This window comes from Arthrobacter sp. ES3-54, assembly GCF_029504395.1.
Lineage (GTDB): Bacteria > Actinomycetota > Actinomycetes > Actinomycetales > Micrococcaceae > Arthrobacter.
On sequence record NZ_JAQFIF010000005.1, the window covers coordinates 72,354 to 93,359 of the forward strand.

The 21,006-nt window shown below is 67.7% G+C and carries 23 protein-coding genes; 6 read left to right on the top strand and 17 right to left on the bottom strand.

Translation table 11 applies throughout. The features are described 5' to 3' along the window. Window positions 1–45: 45 nt before the first annotated feature. Together M2428_RS11030 and M2428_RS11035 are read right to left on the bottom strand one after the other, a co-directional pair. Entirely contained in the window at window positions 46–810 is a 765-nt protein-coding gene (locus M2428_RS11030; RefSeq protein ID WP_277526007.1) for a carbon-nitrogen hydrolase family protein, read from the bottom strand. Window positions 811–819: 9 nt separating this feature from the next. After that, the gene (locus tag M2428_RS11035) at window positions 820–1,110 is read right to left on the bottom strand and encodes a hypothetical protein (protein WP_277526223.1); all 291 of its coding nucleotides are present in this window, start codon (window positions 1,108–1,110) and stop codon (window positions 820–822) included. A 313-nt stretch (window positions 1,111–1,423) separates the two neighbouring features. Here M2428_RS11035 and M2428_RS11040 point away from each other — a divergent pair, with 313 nt between their 5' ends. Further along, window positions 1,424–2,677 carry a heparan-alpha-glucosaminide N-acetyltransferase domain-containing protein gene (locus M2428_RS11040; RefSeq protein ID WP_277526224.1) on the top strand — a complete coding sequence of 418 codons (1,254 nt, stop codon included), beginning with the start codon at window positions 1,424–1,426 and terminating at the stop codon, window positions 2,675–2,677. Window positions 2,678–2,777: 100 nt separating this feature from the next. Here the strand turns inward: M2428_RS11040 and M2428_RS11045 are convergent, their stop codons facing one another. Then, on the bottom strand, window positions 2,778–3,260 hold the full coding sequence (locus tag M2428_RS11045) for a hypothetical protein (protein ID WP_277526008.1): 483 nt from the start codon (window positions 3,258–3,260) through the stop codon (window positions 2,778–2,780). Window positions 3,261–3,265: 5 nt separating this feature from the next. Beyond that, the gene (gene dapB / locus M2428_RS11050; protein WP_277526009.1) at window positions 3,266–4,024 is read right to left on the bottom strand and encodes a 4-hydroxy-tetrahydrodipicolinate reductase; all 759 of its coding nucleotides are present in this window, start codon (window positions 4,022–4,024) and stop codon (window positions 3,266–3,268) included. Between the two features lie 206 nt (window positions 4,025–4,230). Here dapB and M2428_RS11055 point away from each other — a divergent pair, with 206 nt between their 5' ends. Both M2428_RS11055 and M2428_RS11060 read left to right on the top strand, forming a co-directional pair. Then, window positions 4,231–4,434, top strand: coding sequence for a helix-turn-helix domain-containing protein (locus tag M2428_RS11055; RefSeq protein ID WP_277526010.1), 204 nt, complete (start codon window positions 4,231–4,233; stop codon window positions 4,432–4,434). After that, window positions 4,382–4,900, top strand: coding sequence for a Clp protease N-terminal domain-containing protein (locus M2428_RS11060; RefSeq protein ID WP_277526011.1), 519 nt, complete (start codon window positions 4,382–4,384; stop codon window positions 4,898–4,900). Before M2428_RS11055 ends, M2428_RS11060 begins: the two co-directional genes overlap by 53 nt. A 19-nt stretch (window positions 4,901–4,919) precedes the next feature. On the opposite strand, the gene M2428_RS11065 is transcribed toward M2428_RS11060, so the two are convergent. From M2428_RS11065 to M2428_RS11095, 7 genes are read right to left on the bottom strand one after another with little or no spacing between them, the layout of a single operon-like run. Further along, the gene (locus M2428_RS11065) at window positions 4,920–5,441 is read right to left on the bottom strand and encodes a molybdenum cofactor biosynthesis protein MoaE (protein WP_277526012.1); all 522 of its coding nucleotides are present in this window, start codon (window positions 5,439–5,441) and stop codon (window positions 4,920–4,922) included. Next, the gene (locus tag M2428_RS11070) at window positions 5,431–5,943 is read right to left on the bottom strand and encodes a MogA/MoaB family molybdenum cofactor biosynthesis protein (protein WP_277526013.1); all 513 of its coding nucleotides are present in this window, start codon (window positions 5,941–5,943) and stop codon (window positions 5,431–5,433) included. The genes M2428_RS11065 and M2428_RS11070 overlap by 11 nt, the downstream gene beginning before the upstream one ends. After that, window positions 5,940–6,476, bottom strand: a complete 537-nt coding sequence (moaC, locus tag M2428_RS11075; protein ID WP_277526014.1) for a cyclic pyranopterin monophosphate synthase MoaC — start codon at window positions 6,474–6,476, stop codon at window positions 5,940–5,942. Before moaC ends, M2428_RS11070 begins: the two co-directional genes overlap by 4 nt. Then, window positions 6,464–7,687, bottom strand: coding sequence for a gephyrin-like molybdotransferase Glp (gene glp, locus M2428_RS11080; protein ID WP_277526015.1), 1,224 nt, complete (start codon window positions 7,685–7,687; stop codon window positions 6,464–6,466). The genes moaC and glp overlap by 13 nt, the downstream gene beginning before the upstream one ends. A gap of 26 nt (window positions 7,688–7,713) precedes the next feature. After that, window positions 7,714–9,576 (bottom strand): molybdopterin-dependent oxidoreductase, encoded by a 1,863-nt coding sequence (locus M2428_RS11085; protein WP_277526016.1) that lies wholly within the window; start codon window positions 9,574–9,576, stop codon window positions 7,714–7,716. A gap of 35 nt (window positions 9,577–9,611) precedes the next feature. After that, complete coding sequence (locus tag M2428_RS11090) at window positions 9,612–11,042, bottom strand: HAMP domain-containing sensor histidine kinase (RefSeq protein ID WP_277526017.1); 1,431 nt, start codon at window positions 11,040–11,042, stop codon at window positions 9,612–9,614. After that, complete coding sequence (locus M2428_RS11095) at window positions 11,029–11,772, bottom strand: response regulator transcription factor (RefSeq protein WP_277526018.1); 744 nt, start codon at window positions 11,770–11,772, stop codon at window positions 11,029–11,031. The genes M2428_RS11090 and M2428_RS11095 overlap by 14 nt, the downstream gene beginning before the upstream one ends. Before the next feature lie 132 nt (window positions 11,773–11,904). On the opposite strand from M2428_RS11095, the gene moaA reads away from it, so the two are divergent. The 3 genes from moaA (at window position 11,905) to M2428_RS11110 (ending at window position 13,731) form a co-directional block, all read left to right on the top strand. Further along, window positions 11,905–13,044 carry a GTP 3',8-cyclase MoaA gene (moaA, locus tag M2428_RS11100; protein ID WP_277526019.1) on the top strand — a complete coding sequence of 380 codons (1,140 nt, stop codon included), beginning with the start codon at window positions 11,905–11,907 and terminating at the stop codon, window positions 13,042–13,044. A gap of 7 nt (window positions 13,045–13,051) precedes the next feature. Continuing rightward, a complete protein-coding gene (locus M2428_RS11105; RefSeq protein WP_277526020.1) occupies window positions 13,052–13,318 on the top strand; it encodes a MoaD/ThiS family protein in 267 nt (88 codons plus the stop codon). A 131-nt stretch (window positions 13,319–13,449) separates the two neighbouring features. After that, on the top strand, window positions 13,450–13,731 hold the full coding sequence (locus M2428_RS11110) for a hypothetical protein (protein WP_277526021.1): 282 nt from the start codon (window positions 13,450–13,452) through the stop codon (window positions 13,729–13,731). Window positions 13,732–13,735: 4 nt separating this feature from the next. On the opposite strand, the gene M2428_RS11115 is transcribed toward M2428_RS11110, so the two are convergent. From M2428_RS11115 to kynA, 6 genes are all read right to left on the bottom strand, one after another. Next, window positions 13,736–14,233 (bottom strand): DUF1579 domain-containing protein, encoded by a 498-nt coding sequence (locus M2428_RS11115; protein ID WP_277526022.1) that lies wholly within the window; start codon window positions 14,231–14,233, stop codon window positions 13,736–13,738. A gap of 170 nt (window positions 14,234–14,403) precedes the next feature. After that, window positions 14,404–15,747: a pitrilysin family protein gene (locus M2428_RS11120; protein ID WP_277526023.1), complete on the bottom strand. Its 1,344-nt coding sequence runs from the start codon at window positions 15,745–15,747 to the stop codon at window positions 14,404–14,406. 105 nt (window positions 15,748–15,852) lie between these two features. Next, window positions 15,853–18,102 carry a polyribonucleotide nucleotidyltransferase gene (locus tag M2428_RS11125; protein ID WP_277526024.1) on the bottom strand — a complete coding sequence of 750 codons (2,250 nt, stop codon included), beginning with the start codon at window positions 18,100–18,102 and terminating at the stop codon, window positions 15,853–15,855. A gap of 247 nt (window positions 18,103–18,349) precedes the next feature. Beyond that, complete coding sequence (gene rpsO / locus M2428_RS11130) at window positions 18,350–18,619, bottom strand: 30S ribosomal protein S15 (RefSeq protein ID WP_018774485.1); 270 nt, start codon at window positions 18,617–18,619, stop codon at window positions 18,350–18,352. Between the two features lie 138 nt (window positions 18,620–18,757). After that, window positions 18,758–20,134, bottom strand: a complete 1,377-nt coding sequence (gene kynU / locus M2428_RS11135; protein ID WP_277526025.1) for a kynureninase — start codon at window positions 20,132–20,134, stop codon at window positions 18,758–18,760. Continuing rightward, window positions 20,131–20,985 (bottom strand): tryptophan 2,3-dioxygenase, encoded by an 855-nt coding sequence (gene kynA, locus M2428_RS11140; RefSeq protein ID WP_277526026.1) that lies wholly within the window; start codon window positions 20,983–20,985, stop codon window positions 20,131–20,133. The genes kynU and kynA overlap by 4 nt, the downstream gene beginning before the upstream one ends. Window positions 20,986–21,006: the final 21 nt, after the last annotated feature.

Here is a 21,006-nt window from a genome sequence, read left to right on the forward strand (position 1 = left end):
CAAACTCGCCGGGCCGCACGTCACGTTTCCGCCGTTCGGCCCGACTCAGGGCCGCCGAAACCGCGCCAGAACGCCGTGCTGGAGGCTCGCCGTCAATACCTCAGTGCCGGTGCCGGCCGCCTGCCGGAGCGGAAGCCCATCAGGACCCCAGAACCCGCTTAACCCGCAAGAAGGCCCGAGCGGCGTGGCGCCTGCCAGGTTCGCCAGGACGGAAAACATCCGGTTGTCCATGGCGCGGGCGCCAAGATGCAGTCCCAGCCGGTGGTCTTCGCCAGCGGTGTAGAGAGCCGAGACGGCATAGATGTCCGCACCGGCTGCCGCGGCCCATTCCGCATGCCCGGGCCGGGCGGCGTCGAAGCAGATTGCCAAGGCGACCTTCCAGCCGTCAATCTCCAAGATCGCAGGTTGGCTGCCGGCCACGAAGAGGCCCTGCTCCGAAGCGTGCAGGTGCGTCTTGAAGCTGGCCTCGATGACGCCTGCAGGGTGGACGGCGAGGGAGGCCAGCCGCCGCGTCCCGTCCTCCTCCTTGAACGCGGCTCCGACCACGGCGGTTATTCCGGTGCGCCGGCAGATTTCCCGGATGCCGTCCAGCCGCCCGTCAGCAGCGCTCAGCCACTCCCCCGGCCCCTCCAGCAGGTCCAGCCGGTACCCCGTGAGGGAGAGCTCAGGAAAGATGACCAGCCGGGCTCCGTGCGACTCGGCGTCTTCGATCAGCCGGATGTGCTCGGGCACGTTGGCGGCCACGCCGCCGTCCAGGGCCTCGTATTGGACGACGGACAGCGTCAGTGCGGTGATTGAGCCAGTAGTCACTCTGCCATCCTAGGCACCTCGTCTTTCGCCGTAGGGCGCCGGTGGTGCCGAGCAGTACCGCCCGACGGCGGTTTCGCGCAGGGCCTCCGCCCAGGCGGCAAGGCGCTGGGCTGCCCGCACGTAGTGGAACAGCTCTGTCGGAGTGAGGGCGTCGAGGTCGGTCTCGGCCAGCCGCCGGGCCAGCTCCGCTCCCGGCGGCTGCACCGCCAGCGCCGTGCCTTCCTTGCCCCACTGGACGTCCTCGGCCGGCTCCCCGGCAACCAAGCGCCGGAAGAGGAAGTCCACGACACCCGGGCTCATGGCTTTGAGGACGCCGGCCCCCGAATCACCGTCCAACCGTCCAGCGGGCGGGGTATTGGCCCGGTCCGGACCTGATCGATCTGGGCCCGGATGTTGCCGACGCGCAAGTTGCCGGCTTGAGAATTCCCGGCCGGTAAATTCCGGGACGGCGATTTCCCGGCCAGCGATTTCCGGGCCTGGGAATTCCGGATTCAGGAAGGCGGGCTCTGAGGCGTTGTTCATGCGCTCATCGTATTCGAACATATATTCGAATACAAGGTCGTTCCGAGACGGACTGCCGCTGTGGCCCGGCCCAACATGAGACGATCAGATGATGACCGCGCGCGGAACGACTACTGCTTCCCGGACCGTCAGGGGCACCTCCTCCGGTACCCGGCTGGCCGGCATTGACGCCGCACGCGGGCTGGCCCTGCTGGCCATGATGGCCACCCACGTGCTGGCCACCTTTGAGTCGGACTCACAACTCACGCCCACCTGGATCGGACTTGCGTTTTCAGGACGGGCAGCCGCGCTGTTCGCCGTGCTGGCCGGAGTCGGTCTCGCCCTGTCCACGGGGAAGCAGCAGCCCCTCCAAGGCTCCGAACTCTGGGCGGCCCGCCGGGGCATCGCCCTACGGGCGCTCGTGATCGGCGCCGTCGGGCTCTCCCTGGGCGGCCTGGAAGTCAATATCGCCATCATTTTGGTCCACTATGCCCTCCTGTTCCTGTGCGTGCTGCCCTTTGTGGGGCTCGGGGTGAAACGCCTGCTGATGCTGGCCGCCGCCTGGATCCTGGCAGCCCCGGTCCTGGCCTTCCTGCTGCGGCCCTGGCTACTGTCCGCCGATCCGCCCCTGCGGCTGGGCCATAACCCGGGTTGGGAGGACCTGGCCACACCGGACAGACTGCTTGGCGACCTCTTCCTCACGGGCTACTACCCCGTGCTGCAGTGGATCGCCTATCTCTTGGTGGGGCTCGCGATCGGCCGGATGGCGTTGTCGAAAGCAGCCGTGCCGTTCCTGCTGCTGGCCGCCGGAACGGTGGTGGCCATCATTTCCAAGTGGCTGGGGATAGTCATGATGGAGGACTGGGGCGGCAGGCAGGCGCTGGAGGCGCAGATCGGCGATCCCGCCTACCCTTTGGCGAGCCTGCTGCAGGTCAACCTTGCCGGCGTCGAACAGTCGGGCTCGGCGTGGTGGCTGGCTTCCAGTGCACCGCACGCCGGCACCACACTGGATCTGCTGCACACCTCGGGGACCGCTGCCGCCGTGATCGGCGTGTGTCTCCTGCTCGGCCGGCTGGGCAACTGGGTGGAACTTGACCTGCTGCTCCCGCTGCGCGGAGCCGGGGCCATGACATTGAGCCTCTACACGGCGCATCTGTGCATCATGGGGGCCCTGCACGATCAGCCACTGCTGCCCGGCTGGACCGTGGAGGGTGTGTACTGGGCGCAGGCCATCGGGGTGCTGGTGACTGGCGCGGTTTTCGCGGCACTGGCATGGCGCGGACCGCTGGAGTGGGTAACCCATGCGGCCAACCAGGCAGGCAGCTACCAGCCGGCTCAAGTCCGCCAGTCTCCCCGCTTCCGCTAGCCTCCGCCGGCCTTCGCTACTCGAGGCACGCCGCAGGCACGCCACAGCCGGACCCGGCCGGGCTCAGCGGCCGGCCACGACTTGCTAGGGCTCCTGCACTCTAGGGCTCCTGCACCCCGGCGCGGAACATCCGCACGGCGTCGCGCATGGAGGCGCGGGCCCGCTTGCGGTCTCCGGCGGCATCGTAGGCACAGCTGAGCCGGAACCAGGAACGCCAGTCCTCGGGGGCAGCCTCGGCCTCGGCGCGGTACTTCTCAAATTCGAGGTCGGCGGCTTCGCGAATGATCCGGCCGGCGGGCGTGCGCGGCAGGGTATCCTCCGGCAGGCCCCCCTCGGCTTCGAGGATCTTCGCCAACCGCTCCGTGCGGGCCCCAAACAGCAGCTCCCGGATCATGGCCCACGCGCCAATGACCGGCAGCACCAGGTAAGCGGCGCCGATCGCCTTCGCCACGAGGCTGGGGTCCGACATCAGGAGCACGGAACGTTGAAGCGACACCACCAGGTAGAACACGAGCAGCAGTGTGACGGCCCCCACCCAGATCTTGGTGCGGTTGGCTTTTAGCGCTGTCAAGGCAGCGGACATCGGACTCAGAACCCCAGGTCCAAGTAGCCGTCGAGCCCCACGGTGAGACCGGGGTGCGCGGCGACATTGCGGATCCCCAGCAGCACTCCGGGCATGAAGGAGGCGCGGTCGAAGGAGTCGTGGCGGATGGTCAGCTGCTCCCCCGGCCCGCCCAGCAGGACCTCCTGATGCGCGACGAGGCCGCTGAGCCGGACACTGTGGACCCGGATGCCGTCGATGTCCGTGCCGCGGGCGCCCGCGAGCTCCGTGGTGGTGGCGTCCGGGCTGGAAGGCACGCCAGCGTCGGTGCGTTCGGCTGAGATCAGCTGCGCCGTGCGCACAGCAGTGCCGGAAGGGGCATCCACCTTGTCCGGGTGGTGCAGTTCAATGATTTCGACGGACTCGAAGAACTTGGACGCTTTGGCGGCGAAGGCGGAGGCAAGGACCGAGCCGAGGGCGAAGTTGGGGGCGATGAGGACGCCGACGCCGGGCCGGCCGGCGAGGAGTTCTTCCAGCCCCGCGAGCCGCTCGGCATCCCAGCCGGTGGTGCCGACCACGGCGTGCATGCCGTGCTCGACGGCGAAGCGGACGTTCGCCTCGGTGCTTTCGGGGACCGTCAGGTCCACCACGATCTGCGCGCCGGAGCTGACAAGCGTGTCGAGGGAGTCGTTGCGACCAAGGGCCGCGACGAGGTTCAGGTCCGCGGCGGCCTCGATGGCCTTCACGGCCTCTTCGCCCATGCGCCCGCTGGCGCCCAGCACGGCGACTGAGAGTTGTTCGATCATGCCATCAACCCTACCGCCGGGGGCGTTGCGTTCCGGAACCGGCGGCCTTGGGTTACAGGCCCGCCGCCCCGGACAGCCTGATCGCTATGAAGCCGGTGCACAGTGCCGCGATGCCGCCGACCGATTGTCTACTCCGTGGTCCGCACCAGCACCGCATCTGTCAGGCTGGATTGACGGGCACGATGCGTCAACCTAGACTGACAGGCATGGAGACCGACGACCTGTCCGCGCAGATTCATTCACTTGACCCCGCTATCGGCCTGCGGGCGGTCGGCGCCCTGCATCGCCTGGCAGAACAGGTCGAGGCAGCACAGGTAAGAGCTGCCCGGCACCACGGATGGACCTGGGAGCAGATCGGTGACGCCCTGGGCGTCTCGCGGCAGTCCGTTCACGCAAAATACCGAGAGTGAGATCGCGATGTTTGAACGATTTTCAGACGACACCCGTAAGATCCTTGGCTTTGCGATGGAAGAGGCCCGCTACAGCGGCGACAAGCGGCTGGGCACGGACCATCTGCTGCTAGGGGCGCTTCACGATCCCGGTCCGGCCGGCATTCTTGGTGTCACGCTCGATCAGGCACGGGCAGCGGCCGCAGCGCTTGACCGCACAGCACTCGCGTCAATCGGCATAGATACGCAAGGCTTTGAACGCGTCACCATGCCCAGCCGGGGAAAAAAGCCTCCCTTCAGCTCAGGTGCCCGGTCGGTAATGGAAGGCATGCTCCGGTACGCCATGGACCGGAAGTCACGACAGATCACCACCGCGAATCTTCTGTTGTCGCTGCTGGACCGCGAGGAACATGATCCGGCGGCCGCGCTCCTCAATAAACTGGGGGTGGACCGGGCCGAGGTCCGGCGCAGGGCCCTTTCCTCCTGATCGCGCGCTAGCTTGCTGCCTACTCCCCTGCTCCGACCCACTCCACAGTGCCGTCGGTGAAAAACTGTTCCTTCCAGATCGGCACCTGGGCCTTGATCCGGTCCACGAGTTCGGCACAGACCTCGAAGGCCTGGCCGCGGTGGGCTGCGGAGACGGCGCAGACCAGGGCAGGGTCGCCGATCTCGAGCATGCCGATCCTGTGGGCCGCCCAGATCCGCACGGGCTGCCGCTGTTCCCCGGCGCCCTCGGCACCGGCGACGCCGCCATCCGGAGATCCGCCGGGAGCCTGGCCGCCGGCCGGGACCGAGTGCTCCGCCACGAGCCCGGCGACGACGTCGGCCATCACCTGGTGCGCCGTCGGGTGGGCGCTGTAGCTGAGCCGGGAAACCTGCTTGCCGCCGTCATGGTTGCGGACGACGCCGCTGAAGCTGACCACCGCCCCTGCAGTGTCCGACTCGACCGCCGCGATGGCCTGCTCCACGGAAATCGGCTCGGCGCTCAGCACGGCGTGCACGATTTCAAATCCAGTTTCAATGCCCATGGCTGCCTTCCAGCTGGTCGCAAAGATGTCCAAGAATGGGATCCAGCACGCCCAGGCCGTCCATCACGCCTTTCGGGGATCCGGGGAGGTTCACGATGAAGGTCTGTCCGGCCGCGCCCGCGTGGCCCCGGCTGAGCATGGCCATCGGCGTCTTGGTTGCCCCGGCGCTCCGGATGCCCTCCATGATGCCCGGGATTTCCCGGTCCAACAGGGGCAGGGTCTGCTCAGGCGTCGCGTCAGTGGGGCTCAGCCCTGTGCCGCCGCTGGTGATGATGACGGCGGGCTGCTGGCTCAGCAGGGCCCTCAGCGCGGCCCCGACAGGCGCCCCGTCCGGGACCACCATGGCAGGAAACGGCTCAAAGCCGTGTTCGGTGAGCCAATCGATGATGACAGGACCGGTGAGGTCCTCATAAATACCGGCGGCCGCTCGGGTGGAGGCGATCACGACGCCGGCCTTCCGGCCGGTGGCTTCGCCGTGGCGGTGCGGTTCGGGCATGTTCATAGGATCCAGTCCCCGCTCTTGCCGCCGCTTTTGGCGAGCACTTTGATATCGGTCAGGACCGCGTGCTTGTCCACGGCCTTGATCATGTCGTACACGCTCAGGGCCGCGACCGACGCAGCGGTCAGGGCTTCCATCTCGACTCCGGTGACACCGCGGGTCTTGACCGTGGCAAAGACCGTCACGGAGTCGGTGTCGAGCTCAAAATCGATGGTGACCTTGGCGATGGGCAGCGGGTGGCACAGCGGGATCAGGTCCGGCGTCTTCTTGGCCGCCATAATCCCGGCGATGCGGGCAACGGCCAGGGCGTCGCCCTTCGGGAGCTCGCCGCCGCCGAGGAGGGCCAGGACCTCGGCCGTGCTGTGCACGGTCGCAGTGGCCGTGGCCTCCCGCGTGGACTGCGCCTTGTTGGACACATCCACCATCTGGGCCGTGCCGTCGTGGCGGAGGTGGGTCAGGCGGGGGTGCTCCGCCGCGGTGTTGGCGGTTGGTGCGGCATCCGCTTCAGGGGTTTCTGCTTCATTCACAAGATCCATACTTCCACTTCGTCGCCCGCTGCGAGTGCCGCAGTCCCCTCGGGAACGTGGACCAGGGCATTGGAGCGGGCCAGGGCATGAACCAGGTGTGAGCCGGCACCGCCCTCCAGCCGGACCGTACCGTCCGGAGCCAGCGTGCCTCGCCGGACCTGGTGCTTGCCCGGCGGGGAGGTCAGCGGTTCGGCGAGGCGCGCGCGGACGGCGGTCCGGAGCGCCGGAGCGCCGAACAGCTCCGTGAGGACCGGGCGCAGGAACATCTCAAAAGACACGAGGCAGCTCACCGGGTTGCCGGGGAACCCCAGCACAGGAACGCCGTCGAAGCTGCCGATCCCCTGCGGGCCGCCCGGCTGCATCGCCACGGCGCCGAATTCGACGTCGTGCCCCGCCATTGCCTGCCGCACCACTTCATAGGCACCTTTGCTGACCCCGCCGGTGGTGACGATCAGGTCCACGCCGGGGCCCTGCCGGCGCAGCAACGCGGCGAGCTCGTCCGGTTGGTCCGTGGAGACGCCGGTCCGGGTGACTTGGAGCCCGGCCAGGCGCATGGAGGACTCGAGCAGCGTGCCGTTGGAGTCGAAGATCTTGCCCGGTCCCAGCGGGTTGCCCGGTTCCACCACTTCGTCGCCGGTGGTGACCAGGAGCACCCGGAGGCAGGAACGGACGGGCACTTCCGTGTAGCCCATGGCCGCCAGCAGTCCCAGCTGGCCGGGGCCGAGGAAGGTCCCCGCACCGAGGGCGAGCTCGCCGGAGCGGATGTCACTGCCGGCGTCGCGCACAAACGTTCCTGCAGCCGCGGCGGGCAGGTGGACCGTGGCAGGCTCCCCGGGCGCGGGGAAGGAATCGGGCACGGCCTGTTCAATGGGTACGACGGCGTCGGCACCGGCCGGCATCATCGCGCCGGTCATGATCGGGGCAGCCGTGCCGGCGGCCAGTTCGGCCGGTGCGGCACCGGCCGGGACGGGCGCGACGACGCGTAGTTCGGTGCCGCCGACGGGCACGTCGCCGCTGCGGATCGCGAAGCCGTCCATCTGCGAGTTGGCAAAGGGGGGAAGGTCCAGCGGCGCCAGGATGTCGGCGGCAAGGCCCCGGCCCAAGGCTTCGAGCAGCGGAACCTGTTCCACCCGCTCCACGGTGCGGAGCGGGGCCAGCAGGGCGCGAACCTTGTCCCGGTGCGCTTGAACGCTGACGTGCCTTGTCTCGGTGCGGTGCATGCGGTTCCTGACCTTTGCTCGGCTCGCTAGGACTTCACGTCAACTCTAACCGTGTGGAAACCGGTGGCTCCGTTGGGCTCGACCGGGGTGGACTCCTCGACCTGCGGCACACCGTCCAGGGCCGTCGCCCGGACCTGGACCTCGTACTGTCCCGGCGTCAGGGGCAACGCCAGCTTCCACTGGTACCACGTGTCCTGGGAGATGCCCGGGGCCAGCTCGGCCTGGTGCCAATCGCCGCGGTTAACGCGCAGCTCCACCTTGCCGATGCCCGTGTGCTGGTCCCACGCGACGCCGCCGAACACCACGGTCCCTGCCGTCACGCTGCTGCCGTCGCGCGGCACGTCAATGCGGGACGAGGTCTTGATGGGCCCGCGCTCGCTCCAGCCGCGCGGCGTCCAGTAGGCGACGTCGTCCGCGTAACGGGTCACCTTCAGCTCGGTGACCCATTTCGTGGCCGAGACGTAGCCGTACAGCCCGGGCACGATCAGCCGGACGGGGAACCCGTGTTCCAGCGGGAGCGGTTCCCCGTTCATTCCCACCACCAGCAGGGCGTCGCGGCTGTCCGTGAGGGCCTCGAGCGGCGTCCCGGCCGTCCAGCCGTCCGTGCTGCGGGAGAGCACCATGTCTGCCCCGGCCTTAGGTCCGGCCATGGCGAGCAGTTCGCGCACGGGCCAGCCGAGCCAGCGGGCGTTGCCGATCAGGTCCCCGCCCACCTCGTTGGAGACACAGGCGATGGTCACGTGGCGTTCCGTCAGGGGCTTGGCCAGGAGGGTGGAAAAGTCGAGCTCGATCTCGCGTTCCACCAGGCCCGTGACCTTCAGGGTCCATTCCGCCGGATCCACCAGTGGGACCCGCAGGGCCGTGTCGATCCGGTAGAACTCCCTGTTCGCCGTCACGAGCGGGGTCAGGCCGGCCAGCTGGATCTCGGCTCCCGCCGGTATGCGCGGCGCGGGAGCGGACGGCCTCGGGAGGACCAGCTTGCTGCGCACGTCACTGACGACGGCGGCTGCTCCCCTGAGCGTGGAGGCGAGCACACCGGCAACGGCGGCAACGGCGGCGGTCCCGCCAAGGGCCAGCAGGAAGCGGCGCCGGGCGGTGCCGCTTTCATTGGCTGTAGCGTGAGCAGGCTGCGCGGCCGCGGGGGCTTCCGGTACGGCAGGCTGCGGTGCGGTGGTGGCTTCCGACTGGGCAGGCAGCGCAGCGGCTGGGGCTTCTGACACGGCAGGCTGTGGAGCGTCTGGGGCTTCTGACACGGCACGCTGGGGTGCGGCGGGGGCATCCGATTGGGCGGTCTCCGGCGCCGGCACGTCGTCCGCCACAGGCTGCCACTCCAACAGTTTCCGGATGAGCCAGCGCAACAGCGCGATTCCCACCAGTGCTACGAGCACCGGGACGGGGATGGCGTTGGCGGTCAGGTCGGCCCGGCTCAGCACGGCCATGAGGCCTACCGCGCCGAACACCGCGATGAGAATCACGCCGGCGAAGCGGCGCCGCACTTCGAGGACGCCTGCCAGGGCTGCGAGTGCGGCGATGACCAGCGCCATGCCGACCAGGAGGGCCACCTTGTCTGCCGTGCCGAACAGCGAGATAACCCACTCTTTGACGCCGGGCGGGACGGTGTCGATCACGGCCCCGCCCACGGCCGTCACCGGAGAAACCGTGGGGCTCACCAGGCTGGCCGTTAGCTCACCGAGCACTACGGCGGTCCCCACGGCCACCAGACCGGCCGCGGCGGCCCACAGGTCCCGCGACCGCCGTTGCCGCGTGCGCAGTTGCTGGGTGGGCGGTTGTTGGATGGGCTGTTGCCGGGTGGGCTGTTGTTGGACCCAGCCTCGCTGCCCCAGCGTGCCCCCTTGTTCGTGGTCCTTGCCCGCGAGTGTCTCGTCCATGTCCTTCCCCTGCCCGTCAAAGCCAACGCCGCTGCTCACTGTGCCCGCCCCGCCCGGAGTTGTTCGTCCGCCGCGTCGCGCGCAATCCGGTCCCTTGCTCGCTCTGCAGTTGCTCCCCCTGCAGCTGCCACTCCTGCGTCTGGCGCGTCTGCAGGTGATGCCTCACCGGCAGGTCCCTGGCCAGGAAGCAGCAGCGAGAACCGGCAGCCGCCGTCGACGTTTTCCACGGTGACGGTGCCCTGATGGGCACTGACTATTCCGGCGACAATGCTCAGGCCAAGGCCGGCGCCGCTGTAGCGCATGGTGCCTGCCCCCTCAGCTGGCCCGGGCACCAGGCCGCCGTCGTTCGGGACTCCGGCGTCCGTCCCGGCACCGTCCATCCCGGCACCGTCCATCCCAGCCCCGTCCGCCCCAGCAGCGTCCGTCCCGGCACCGTCCATCCCGGCACCGTCGTCCCCGGCGGCCCAACGGCCGGGCCGTCTCCGGGCCCGGTCCTTCTGCCAGCCGGTCTCGAACACGTGCGGGAGATCTGCCTCTGGGATCCCGCCGCAGCCGTCGGTGACCGCGACGACGGCCCGGTCCCCTTCCCGGCCGACTTCCACGGTGACGCGGGAACCGGGTGCGCTGTGGACGATCGCGTTGAGCACCACATTCCGGATGGCGCGCCCCATCGACGGGCCGTCGGCGAGGGCCAGGCTTTCCCGCCGGCCACCGCCGTCGAGCGTAATGCCGTGCTGCTGCGCCAGCGCGGCGAGATCGGCAATGGCATCGCTGGCGAGGTCGTACAGGTCCAACGGTTCGGCCTTGAGCCGCATGGTTCCGGCGTGGATCTTCGACAGCTCCAGGAGGTCGTTGACCATGCCGGCCATGAGGTCGGTCTGGGCGATAATCTTGCGGTAATAGCCGGGAATGTCCGCCGCCATGCCGTCCTCCAGGGCCTCGGTCATGGCCCGCATGCTGGCCAGCGGCGTCCGGAGATCGTGCGAGATCCAGCTGACCAGTTCGCGGCGGGCGTTCTCGACGGCGGCCTCACGCTGCCGGGATGCCTCCAGCATGCGGCTGCTGGATTCGAGCTCGGCGGCGAGGGCGGCAAGTTCGTGGCTCATCACCGGGGACTGGATCCCAGGACTCTCGCCGCGGCCGATGCTCCGGGCGGCGTCGGCCAGCGCCTTGGCGTTCCGCGAGACCCTCGATCCGAGCACGAGGGCTATCGAAACAGCCACCGCCGAGGCCACGGCCAGGACGTACCACATGACCTCGAGGTCCCGTGCCGAGATAAACATGGCGTTGAAGGCGCTGACCATTCCAGCCGTCAGGACCGCCACGGCGGCGAGCACCACCACGCAGATCTGGACCGCGAACGATGCCCTACGCAGCGATTTCAGGATGAGCAGCGACGCGGCCCCGATCACGGCTCCCCACGCCACGGCCCAGCCGATGATGGTCAGGAGTTCAGAGGTCTGCACCGGCGGACTCTTCCTGGTCGCTGGGGTCCAGCCGGTAGCCCACGCCCCAGACCGTTTTCAGCACGGAGGGGCGGGTGGGGTCGTCCTCGATCTTCTCCCGCAGCCTGCGCACGTGGACCGTCACTGTAGACAGGTCCCCGTAGTCCCAGCCCCAGACGGCCTTCATGAGTTCTTCGCGGCTGAAGACCTGCCGCGGGCGGCGGAGCATGAAGGCCAGCAGGTCAAATTCCCGGGCAGTCAGTGCCAAGGGCCTGCCATGGCGGGAGACGGTGCGCGCGGCCGGGCTGAGGTCGAAGCCGCCCACTTCGACGGAGGGCTCCGGGCTGAATTCGGGAACGCTCCGGCGCAGGACCGACCGGACCCGAAGTACCAGCTCACGAGGCGAGAATGGCTTGGTGACGTAGTCGTCCGCCCCGGCTTCCAGTCCAAGGATGCGGTCGTCCTCCGTCCCCAGGGCCGTGAGCATGATGACCGGGACACTGTGTGCCGCACGGAGCCGGCGGCAGACTTCCACGCCGTCCAGGCCCGGCAGCATCCGGTCCAGCAGCACCAGGTCCGGGCGGCGAACGGCTGCGAGGCGCAGGGCCGTGAACCCATCGGTGGCGATGACCACCTGGAATCCCGCCTGGACGAGGTAGTCGCGGACCACACCGGCGATGGTCGGCTCGTCTTCGACGAGGAGGATGCGCCGGTGTTCCGTAGCGTCCGGGGCCGGCTGGGTGTTGTTCACGCTTCCAGCATAGGTTCGCGGCCGCGCCGCGGGCAGGGCTCCGGATCCCGGCAGGACATCCTTCCCGAACACGTAATATCCGTGCCGTCATGCGGCTGTGACGTGGGCCGCGAGGTGGCGTAGCCTGACACTATGACAGTTCAACTGGGTATGCCCCAGCCCCGCGTGGCAGGCAGTCCCGGAACCGGGATGCCTCATGCGCCCGCACTGTCCGGGCGCCCGGAAGGCCTGCCTGCCGGGCTCGTGGATCGCTACGGCCGCCGTGCCACGGACATGCGGCTCTCACTGACGGACAAGTGCAATCTGCGCTGCACCTATTGCATGCCGGCCGAGGGCCTGGAGTGGTTGTCCAAACAGGCGGTCATGTCCGCGGAGGAAATCGTCCGGATCGTGCGGATCGGCGTCGATATGCTCGGCGTGCGTGAATTGCGGCTGACCGGCGGCGAACCGCTGGTGCGCGCGGACCTGCTGGAGATCATCGCCGCGCTCCGCACGGCCCACCCCGGGTTGCCGATCTCGATGACCACCAACGGCGTGGGCCTGGACAAGAAGGCCGCCGGGCTCAAGGCCGCCGGACTCACCAGGATCAACGTCTCGCTGGATTCCCTGCACGAGGAGACCTTCACCCAGCTGACCCGCCGCCCCTTCCTGAACAAGGTCCTCGCCGGCGTCGACGCCGCCTGGGCTGCAGGCCTGGGCCCGGTCAAGCTCAACGCTGTGCTCATGCGCGGGATCAACGACACCGAGTCCCCGGCCCTGCTGGCCTGGGCGCTGGGCCGCGGCTATGAACTGCGCTTCATCGAGCAGATGCCGCTGGACGCTGACCACGGCTGGACCCGACGGAACATGATCACCGCCGCGGAGATCCGCGAACTGCTCTCCGCCGACTACGTGCTCAGTTCCGACCCGCGGGACCGCGACGGCGCCCCGGCAGAACGGTTCGAGGTCCGGGCGCGGGTTTCCGGCACCGACCGGGCCACCGGCCCCGTGCTCGGCACCGTGGGCATCATCGCCTCCGTCACGGAGCCGTTCTGCTCCGACTGCCGCCGGACGCGCATCACCGCCGAGGGCAAGATCATGAGCTGCCTGTTCTCCCGCGAGGAAGTGGACCTGCTGGGGCTGCTGCGCGAGGGCGCAAGCGACGAACAGCTCGCCGAACGCTGGCAGGATGCGATGTGGATCAAGCCCAAGGCCCACGGCATGGACCATGTGGGGCTCGACGCCCCCGACTTCGTCCAGCCGGACCGCAGCATGAGCGCCATCGGAGGCTGATTTTTTCGTGAACGTACGCTACTTCGCTGCAGCGCGCGCTGCCGCCGGCGTGGATGAGGAACGCTACGACCTCGCCGACGGCGACACCCTCGCCTCCCTGCTCGAGGCGATCCTCGCGGTCGAGCGCCCCGAACCGCCGGCCGGGACGCCGCCGCTGGCCCGCATCCTGTCCCGCTCCAGCTTCCTGCTCAACGAAGTTGCCGTGCGTGACCACGCCGCGGCGCTCAAGCCGACTGACGTCGTGGACGTCCTGCCGCCGTTCGCCGGCGGATAACCCGAGCATGGCCGGCGGCGTGAAGCCGGTATGTCGGGCCCAGGAATTCTGGGGTATCGCGTTTGCCTGACCGGTCCTAAAGTGTGGAATATCCGCCGCGGCGGGCAACAAACATCTACGAGGAGGTCAGCATGTTCACGTTGCAGATCGAGCACAGGATCAAGGATTTCGCCACGTGGAAGGCGGCGTTCGACCGTGATCCGGTGAACCGCGCGGCGTCGGGCGTCACCGCCTACCGCATCAACCAACCCGTGGACGACCCGCACTCTGTGGTTGTTGAGTTGGATTTCGAGCAGCGCGAGCAGGCGGAGGCCCTGTTAGCCAATCTTCAGGCGAAGGTCTGGAACTCCGCCGAGGCCGCCCCCGCCCTTGAAGGAACTCCGAAGACCCGGATCCTGCAGGCGGCCTCCTGAAACCTCACGCCGGTACGGCAGCGCCCTCGGCTACCCGCCGGCACACGGTGGTCATGAGGGTGGTGAAGTCGCTCGCCGGGCCCAGACGGAGACTGGCAGCGTGCGTCAGTTCGCCGTCGTCCACCCGGAAGGTGTGCCGTGCGGTGCCGCGGTCGCTGCGCCGTTCCACGGTCAAGGTGTCGCCTTCCATACTGGCGCGCGCCGGTGCCTCGGGCGGCAGTCCCAGGCTGTTGACGTGGTACCAGAGGGTCTCCGGGTGGTCGGGGTCCGTCGTGAAGACACCATGGCCTTCGGAGCGGGTCCCATCCGCATCCGTATGCCGATAGCTCTGGGTGACGGCACGCCCGGCGGCCGCCGGGGAAAAGATGATCTCGGTGTCCGCGCTGCGCGCCGGACCCCACGCGGTTGACTCCCAGTGCGTGGTCCCCGTCCAATGGCCCAGGAAGGCCTCAAGCGCCTCGCATGCGCTCCCTTGCAGTGGCCGGTGCACAGTTTCTCCCATGTGGAGTTCCTCCCGAGTGACCCCGCCACCATCATGACGCCGTGCCTACTGCGGTGTAAAGACCGGCCGCACGCCAGCCGGCCGTGCCCAGCCCGGCACGGCCTGCGCACGGCCTCCGCACGGTCCTCTGGGCAGAAATTGGCCAATGCAGAAATTGGCCCGCGAACTACCTACAGCCCAAACGTCTCGGTTTCCTCGAACGGCCCGACCACGGTGACGGTCCGCGGGGCTGCCGCGAGCTCGCGGGCGAGCTTCTGGACCTCCGACGCTGTGACGGCCTTGATCTGGCGGAGGGTTTCATCGATGTCCTGGTACTCGCCGGACACCAGTTCCGCGCGGCCCAGCCGGGACATCCGGGAACCGGTGTCCTCAAGCGCCAGCACGATTCCGCCGCACAGCTGGCCCACGGCCTTGCGGAGCTCCTCGTCGGAGATGCCGTCCGCTGCCAGCTTGTCCAGTTCGGCGCCGAGCAGGTCTACGACCTGCCGCACCTTCGACGGCGTGCAACCGGCGTACATGCCGAAATAGCCGGCGTCGGCGTAGGAGGAGGCGAAGGAGTAGGTCGAGTAGACGAGACCGCGCTTTTCCCGGACCTCCTGGAAGAGACGGGAGGACATGCCACCGCCGAGGACGGCGTTGAGCACGCTCATGACAAAGCGGCGGTCGTCCGTGGCGACCAGTGAGGGGCAACCCATGATGATGTTGGCCTGTTCCACCGGCCGCTTGACCACATGCAGGCCGGCTGTGCCGGTGATGGCCGCACGTTCGGTGGAGCGGCGCTGCACGGGCGCGGCGGCGGGCTCAAGGTTCCAGCCGGCAGAGTGCAGGGCATCCACCACGAGCCCGCAGACGACGTCGTGGTCCAGCCCGCCGGCCGCGGTGACTACGAGCTCGTCGGGACGGTAGTAGCGGCGGTAGTGGTCCCACACGGAGTCGCGCGCCACGGCCCGGATCGCTGCTGGGGTGCCGCCGATGGGGCGGCCCAGCGGGTGCGTTCCCAGCACGGCGGCGACGAAGTTCTCGTGCGCGACGTCGGTGGGGTCGTCGCTGTCCATGGCGATTTCCTCGAGGATGACGTCCCGCTCCTGCTCCATCTCCTGCGGGTCCAGGACGGCGCCGGTGATCATGTCCGCGATGACGTCGATCGCCATGGGAAGGTCCGAGTCCAGCACGCGGGCGAAGTAGCAGGTGCTCTCCTTCGCGGTGGCGGCGTTCGATTCCCCGCCGACCTCGTCGAAGGCCGAAGCGATCTCCAGCGCGGTGCGGCGCTTGGTGCCCTTGAAGAGCAGATGCTCCAAAAAGTGCGTGGAGCCGTGCTGGCCGGGGGCTTCGTCGCGGGAGCCGACCCCGACCCAGAAACCGATCGTGGCAGAGCGCTGGCCGGGCATCGCTTCGGTCAGCACGCGGACACCGCCGGGCAGGACCGAACGTCGCACTTCCGAGCCGCCGTCGGCTCCGTGGATCAGGGTGTCAGCGTGCTGGTTCTGCTCTAGTGGCAGGGGGACGACAGTCATCAAGGCCTTTCATTGAACACGTGCCAAATCTGCCTGCAATCCTACCTTTAACAGCAGCGGGGCCGGTGGATGATCCACCGGCCCCGCTGTCTGACTCAGGAGAGACTACTCTGCGGCGTCCGCGGAGACCTCGGCGTCGTCAGCGTGCTCGGAGCCTGCCTCGTCAGCCACAACGGGCGACAGGGAAAGCTTTCCGCGGTCATCGATCTTGGTGATTTCCACCTGGATCTTCTGGCCCACGGCGACGACGTCCTCGACGTTGTCAACGCGCTTGCCGCCGGCGATCTTGCGCAGCTCGGAGATGTGCAGGAGGCCGTCCTTGCCCGGGGTCAGGGAAACGAAGGCGCCGAAGGTGGTGGTCTTGACGACCGTGCCCAGGTAGCGCTCGCCGATTTCCGGGATCTGCGGGTTGGCGATGGCGTTGATCGCGGACCGTGCTGCGTCGGCAGACGGGCCGTTGGTGGCGCCGATGTAGACAGTTCCGTCGTCCTCGATCGAGATGTCGGCTCCGGTGTCTTCCTGGATCTGGTTGATCATCTTGCCCTTCGGGCCGATGACCTCGCCGATCTTGTCTACCGGGATCTTGACCGCGATGACGCGCGGCGCGAACTCGGAGAGCTCATCCGGGGTGTCGATCGCGGAGTTCAGGACGTCCAGGATGTGCAGGCGCGCTTCGCGGGCCTGCTTCAGGGCGGCGGCCAGGACCGAGGCCGGGATGCCGTCGAGCTTCGTGTCCAGCTGGATGGCCGTGACGAACTCGGAGGTACCGGCAACCTTGAAGTCCATGTCGCCGAAGGCATCTTCGGCACCGAGGATATCGGTCAGGGCGGCGTAGCGGGTCTGGCCGTCGACCTGGTCAGAGACCAGGCCCATGGCGATACCGGCAACGGCAGCCTTCAGCGGCACGCCTGCGTTGAGCAGGGACAGCGTGGAGGCGCAGACGGAACCCATCGACGTCGAACCGTTGGAGCTGAGAGCCTCAGACACCTGGCGGATGGCGTAGGGGAATTCCTCGCGGGAGGGCAGCACCGGCATGATGGCGCGCTCTGCGAGGGCACCGTGGCCGATTTCGCGGCGCTTCGGGGAACCGACGCGGCCGGTCTCGCCGGTGGAGTACGGCGGGAAGTTGTAGTTGTGCATGTAGCGCTTGCGCGTCACGGGAGACAGCGAGTCGATCTGCTGTTCCATCTTGAGCATGTTCAACGTGGTGACACCCATGATCTGGGTCTCGCCGCGTTCGAAGATGGCCGAGCCGTGGACGCGGGGCAGAACCTCAACCTCGGCGGTGAGCTGGCGGATGTCCGTCAGGCCACGGCCGTCGATGCGGATCTGGTCCTTGAGGATGCGCTGGCGCACAACCTGCTTGGTAACGGAGCGGAAAGCTGCGGATAGCTCCTTCTCGCGGCCTTCGAACTGGCCTGCCAGTGAAGAGGTGACCTCGTCCTTGAGCGAATCCGATGCGGTGTCGCGTTCCTGCTTGTCGGCGATCTGGAAGACAGCGGCCAGCTTCTCGGCGGCAGCGGACTCCACAGCGGCGTAGACGTCGTCCTGGTAGTCCAGGAAGACCGGGAACTCGACGGTCGGCTTGGCGGCGCGGGCTGCCAGGTCGGACTGAGCTTCGCAAAGGGCCTTGATGAACGGCTTGGCAGCCTCGAGGCCTTCGGAGACAACCTCTTCGGTCGGGGCGGTGGCGCCCTGTTCCTTGATGAGGTTCCAGGAGTTGTCGGTGGCTTCGGCTTCAACCATCATGATGGCGACGTCGTCACCGGCGATGCGGCCGGCGACGACCATGTTGAAGACAGCGTTCTCGAGCTGGGAGTGCTTCGGGAACGCAACCCACTGCGAGCCGTTCTCGTCAGCGACGAGGGCAACGCGGACGCCACCGATCGGGCCGGAGAAGGGCAGGCCCGAAAGCTGGGTGGACATCGAGGACGCGTTGATAGCGACGACGTCGTAGAGCTCGTCCGGGTTGATGGACAGCACGGTGACGACGATCTGGACCTCGTTGCGCAGGCCCTTGACGAACGCGGGGCGCAGCGGGCGGTCCATGAGACGGCAGGCCAGGATGGCTTCCGTGGAGGGACGGCCTTCACGGCGGAAGAACGAGCCCGGGATGCGGCCGGCGGCGTACATACGCTCTTCGACGTCGACGGTCAGCGGGAAGAAGTCGAATCCTTCACGCGGGTGCTTGCCGGCGGTGGTTGCGGACAGCAGCGCGGTCTCTTCATCGATGTAGACCATCGCTGCGCCGGCTGCCTGCTTGGCAAGGCGGCCGGTTTCAAAGCGGATTACACGCTTGCCGAAGCGGCCATTGTCAATGACTGCTTCTGAGAACTGGATTTCGGGACCCTCCATAGAGAGTCACCTCCGTTTCATGGTTCACGGAGCCCAGCCGCATCAACCCAGTCCAGCATCTGTCTACTGGCCTGCACTGCACCCGGTCATCGATCGAGACCCACGGGCCGGGCCTCATTCCTTGAGGCCGTTCCCGGGGATCACTACCGAGGACCGCGAATGCGTGATGCGGTTGATCCTCCTGTTTAGTTTTTTCCTGAAGAAGGCGGCCCTTTCCGGTCCGGAAGGGGCCGCCCCTTAAAGCTGACTAGCGACGCAGGCCGAGGCGCTCGATGAGCTTACGGTAGCGGGTGATGTCAGTGTTCTTGAGGTAGGTGAGCATGCGCTTGCGACGACCAACCATGGCCAGCAGACCGCGCTGGGTGTGGTAATCGTGCTTGTGCTCCTTCATGTGCTCAGTGAGATCCTTGATCCGCTGAGTCAGGACTGCAACCTGGACCTCCGGCGAACCGGTGTCGCCCTCGGACGTTGCGAAATCCTTGATGATGGACTGCTTTACAGCGGCTTCAAGTGCCACAATAACTCCTAGAGATGTGCCGTGAGGCCCGAATCAGTAATGCACTGCCGGGGGTGCCGTCCCGGAATCCCCCGCCGAAGCCGGGTTTCCCGTACACAACAGGAGCCAGCCGCCACGGACTGCAGCCGGATCCAACGTTTAGTTTAGTGGCACGTCCGCGGTCTTGTCGAAACCGCCAGCCACGCCGGCCGCCTCGCCGGTTACCGCGCCGGTTGCCTCGCCGCCTACCTCGCTGGTTACCTCCGGTGGGTGCGGTGTTCCGCTTTCCTGGCCCGAAAGCAGTTCGCGGATGGCGGCGACGCCCCGGTAGAGCTCCGCAAAAGACGTGCTCAGCGGCGACAGCCCGATCCTGATGCCCTGCGGAGCGCGGAAATCGGGAATCACATCCTGATCCCACAAGGCGGCCGTCATTTCACGGAAGGCAGGGTGGTCCACCGTCATGTGGCTGCCGCGCAGTGCCGGGTCACGCGGGGTGGACAGCTGCACGCCGGCCGGTGCCAGCCAGGCGTCGAAGAGTTCGAGTGCAAAGGCTGTGAGCTGCTGTGACTTCTCCCGGAGGGCGGCCATCCCGACTTCCTCGATCAGGTCCAGGGTGCCGCGCATGGCGAGCATCCCGAAGATGGCCGGGGTGCCGCTGAGGAAGCCCCGGATGCCGGGAGCGGCCTCGTAGCCGGGACCCATTTCGAACGCGTCCTTTCGTCCCATCCAGCCCCAGATCGGCTGCTGCAGTCCGGCCAGATGCCGGTTGTTGACGTAGGCGAACGCGGGCGAGCCCGGTCCCCCGTTCAGGTACTTGTACGTGCAGCCCGCCGCGAAGTCGACGTCGGCGTCGTCCAATGAGATCTCCACCGATCCGGCGGAGTGGCACAGGTCCCACACCACCAGGGCGCCGGCGTCGTGGACTGCCGCGGTGATGGCCGGCAGGTCCGCGAGGAAGCCCGAGCGGTAGGCGATCTGGCTCAGGACCACAACGGCGGTGGCCGGGCCCGTGGCGGCACGCACCTGCTCAACGGTGACACCGGAGGCGGGATCGGCGTCGATCCAGCGCAGGGTCAGTCCCTCTTCGCGGGCGATGCCCTCCACCAGGTAGCGGTCAGTGGGGAAATTGTCCGTGTCCAGGACGATTTCCGTCCGTGCCGGATCCGTGACGGCTGCCAGGGCGGCGCGGATGAGCTTGTAGAGCACCACGGTGGTGGAATCGGCAATGATGGTCTGCCCGGGCGCCGCGCCGAGCACCGAGCGGCCGAGCTGGTCGCCGATGGCTTGGGGCAGTTCGAGCCATTCCTCGTCCCAGCCCCGGATCAGTCGGCCGCCCCAGCTGTCCTGGATGAAGCTGCTGATGTCGGTGACGGTCCGTTTGAGTGGCCGGCCCAGGGAGTTGCCGTCAAGGTAGGACAGATCCGTGTCCGTGCCGACGAAGTGGTCACGGTAGCCAGCCAGCGGATCGGCGGCGTCGAGATCTAGGGCGCGCCGCCACAGGGTGTCCGTTGCGTCGGTGCCGGCGGGGATGCTCACTGGCCGATCTCCGTCCGCACGGCGAAGAGCTCAGGGAAGAAGGTCAGCTCGAGCGCCTTCTGCAGGAACGCGGCACCGCTGGATCCGCCAGTTCCGGATTTCATGCCGATGGTGCGTTGGACGGTGCGCAGGTGGCGGAAACGCCACAGCTGGAAATTGTCCTCAAGGTCCACGAGTTCCTCGCAGGCCTCGTAGGCGCCCCAGTTGTCGGCGGCGTTCTCGTAGATGTACTTGAACACCGGGACCAGCTCCGGGCAGAACTCGTGGGCCTTGGTGACGTCGCGCTCCAGCAGGGCGGCCGGGACATCAAAGCCCTGGCGCTTGAGGTACGCGAGGAAATCGTCATAGATGCTGGGGGCCTCGAGCAGTTCGCGCAGCATCTCGTGGGCCTCGGGGTCCGATTCGAACACCGGTAGCATCTTGGCGTTCTTGTTGCCGAGGAGGAACTCGACCGCACGGTACTGGCTGGACTGGAATCCGGACGAGTTGCCGAGGAAGCCGCGGAACTGGGAGTACTCGGTAGGTGTCAGGGTGGCCAGTACGGACCATTGCTCGGTGAGCGTCTTCTGGATGTGCTTGACGCGGGCGATCGCCTTCAGGGCGGAGCCCAGGTCGTCCGAACGCAGCCAGGCGGCGGCGCTGCGAAGCTCATGCAGTACCAGCTTCAGCCACAGCTCTGTGGTCTGGTGCTGGATGATGAACAGCATCTCGTCGTGGTGTTCCGGAGTGCTGACCGGCTGCTGGGCGCTGAGCAGGGTGGGCAACTGCAGGTAGGACGCGTAGCTCATGCGCGCGCTGAAGTCCCGGACGATGTCCTGGTCCAGTTCCCTCGTGTTCTTCTCGATGGTCACGTCTCTCTTGCCTTCCTTGCC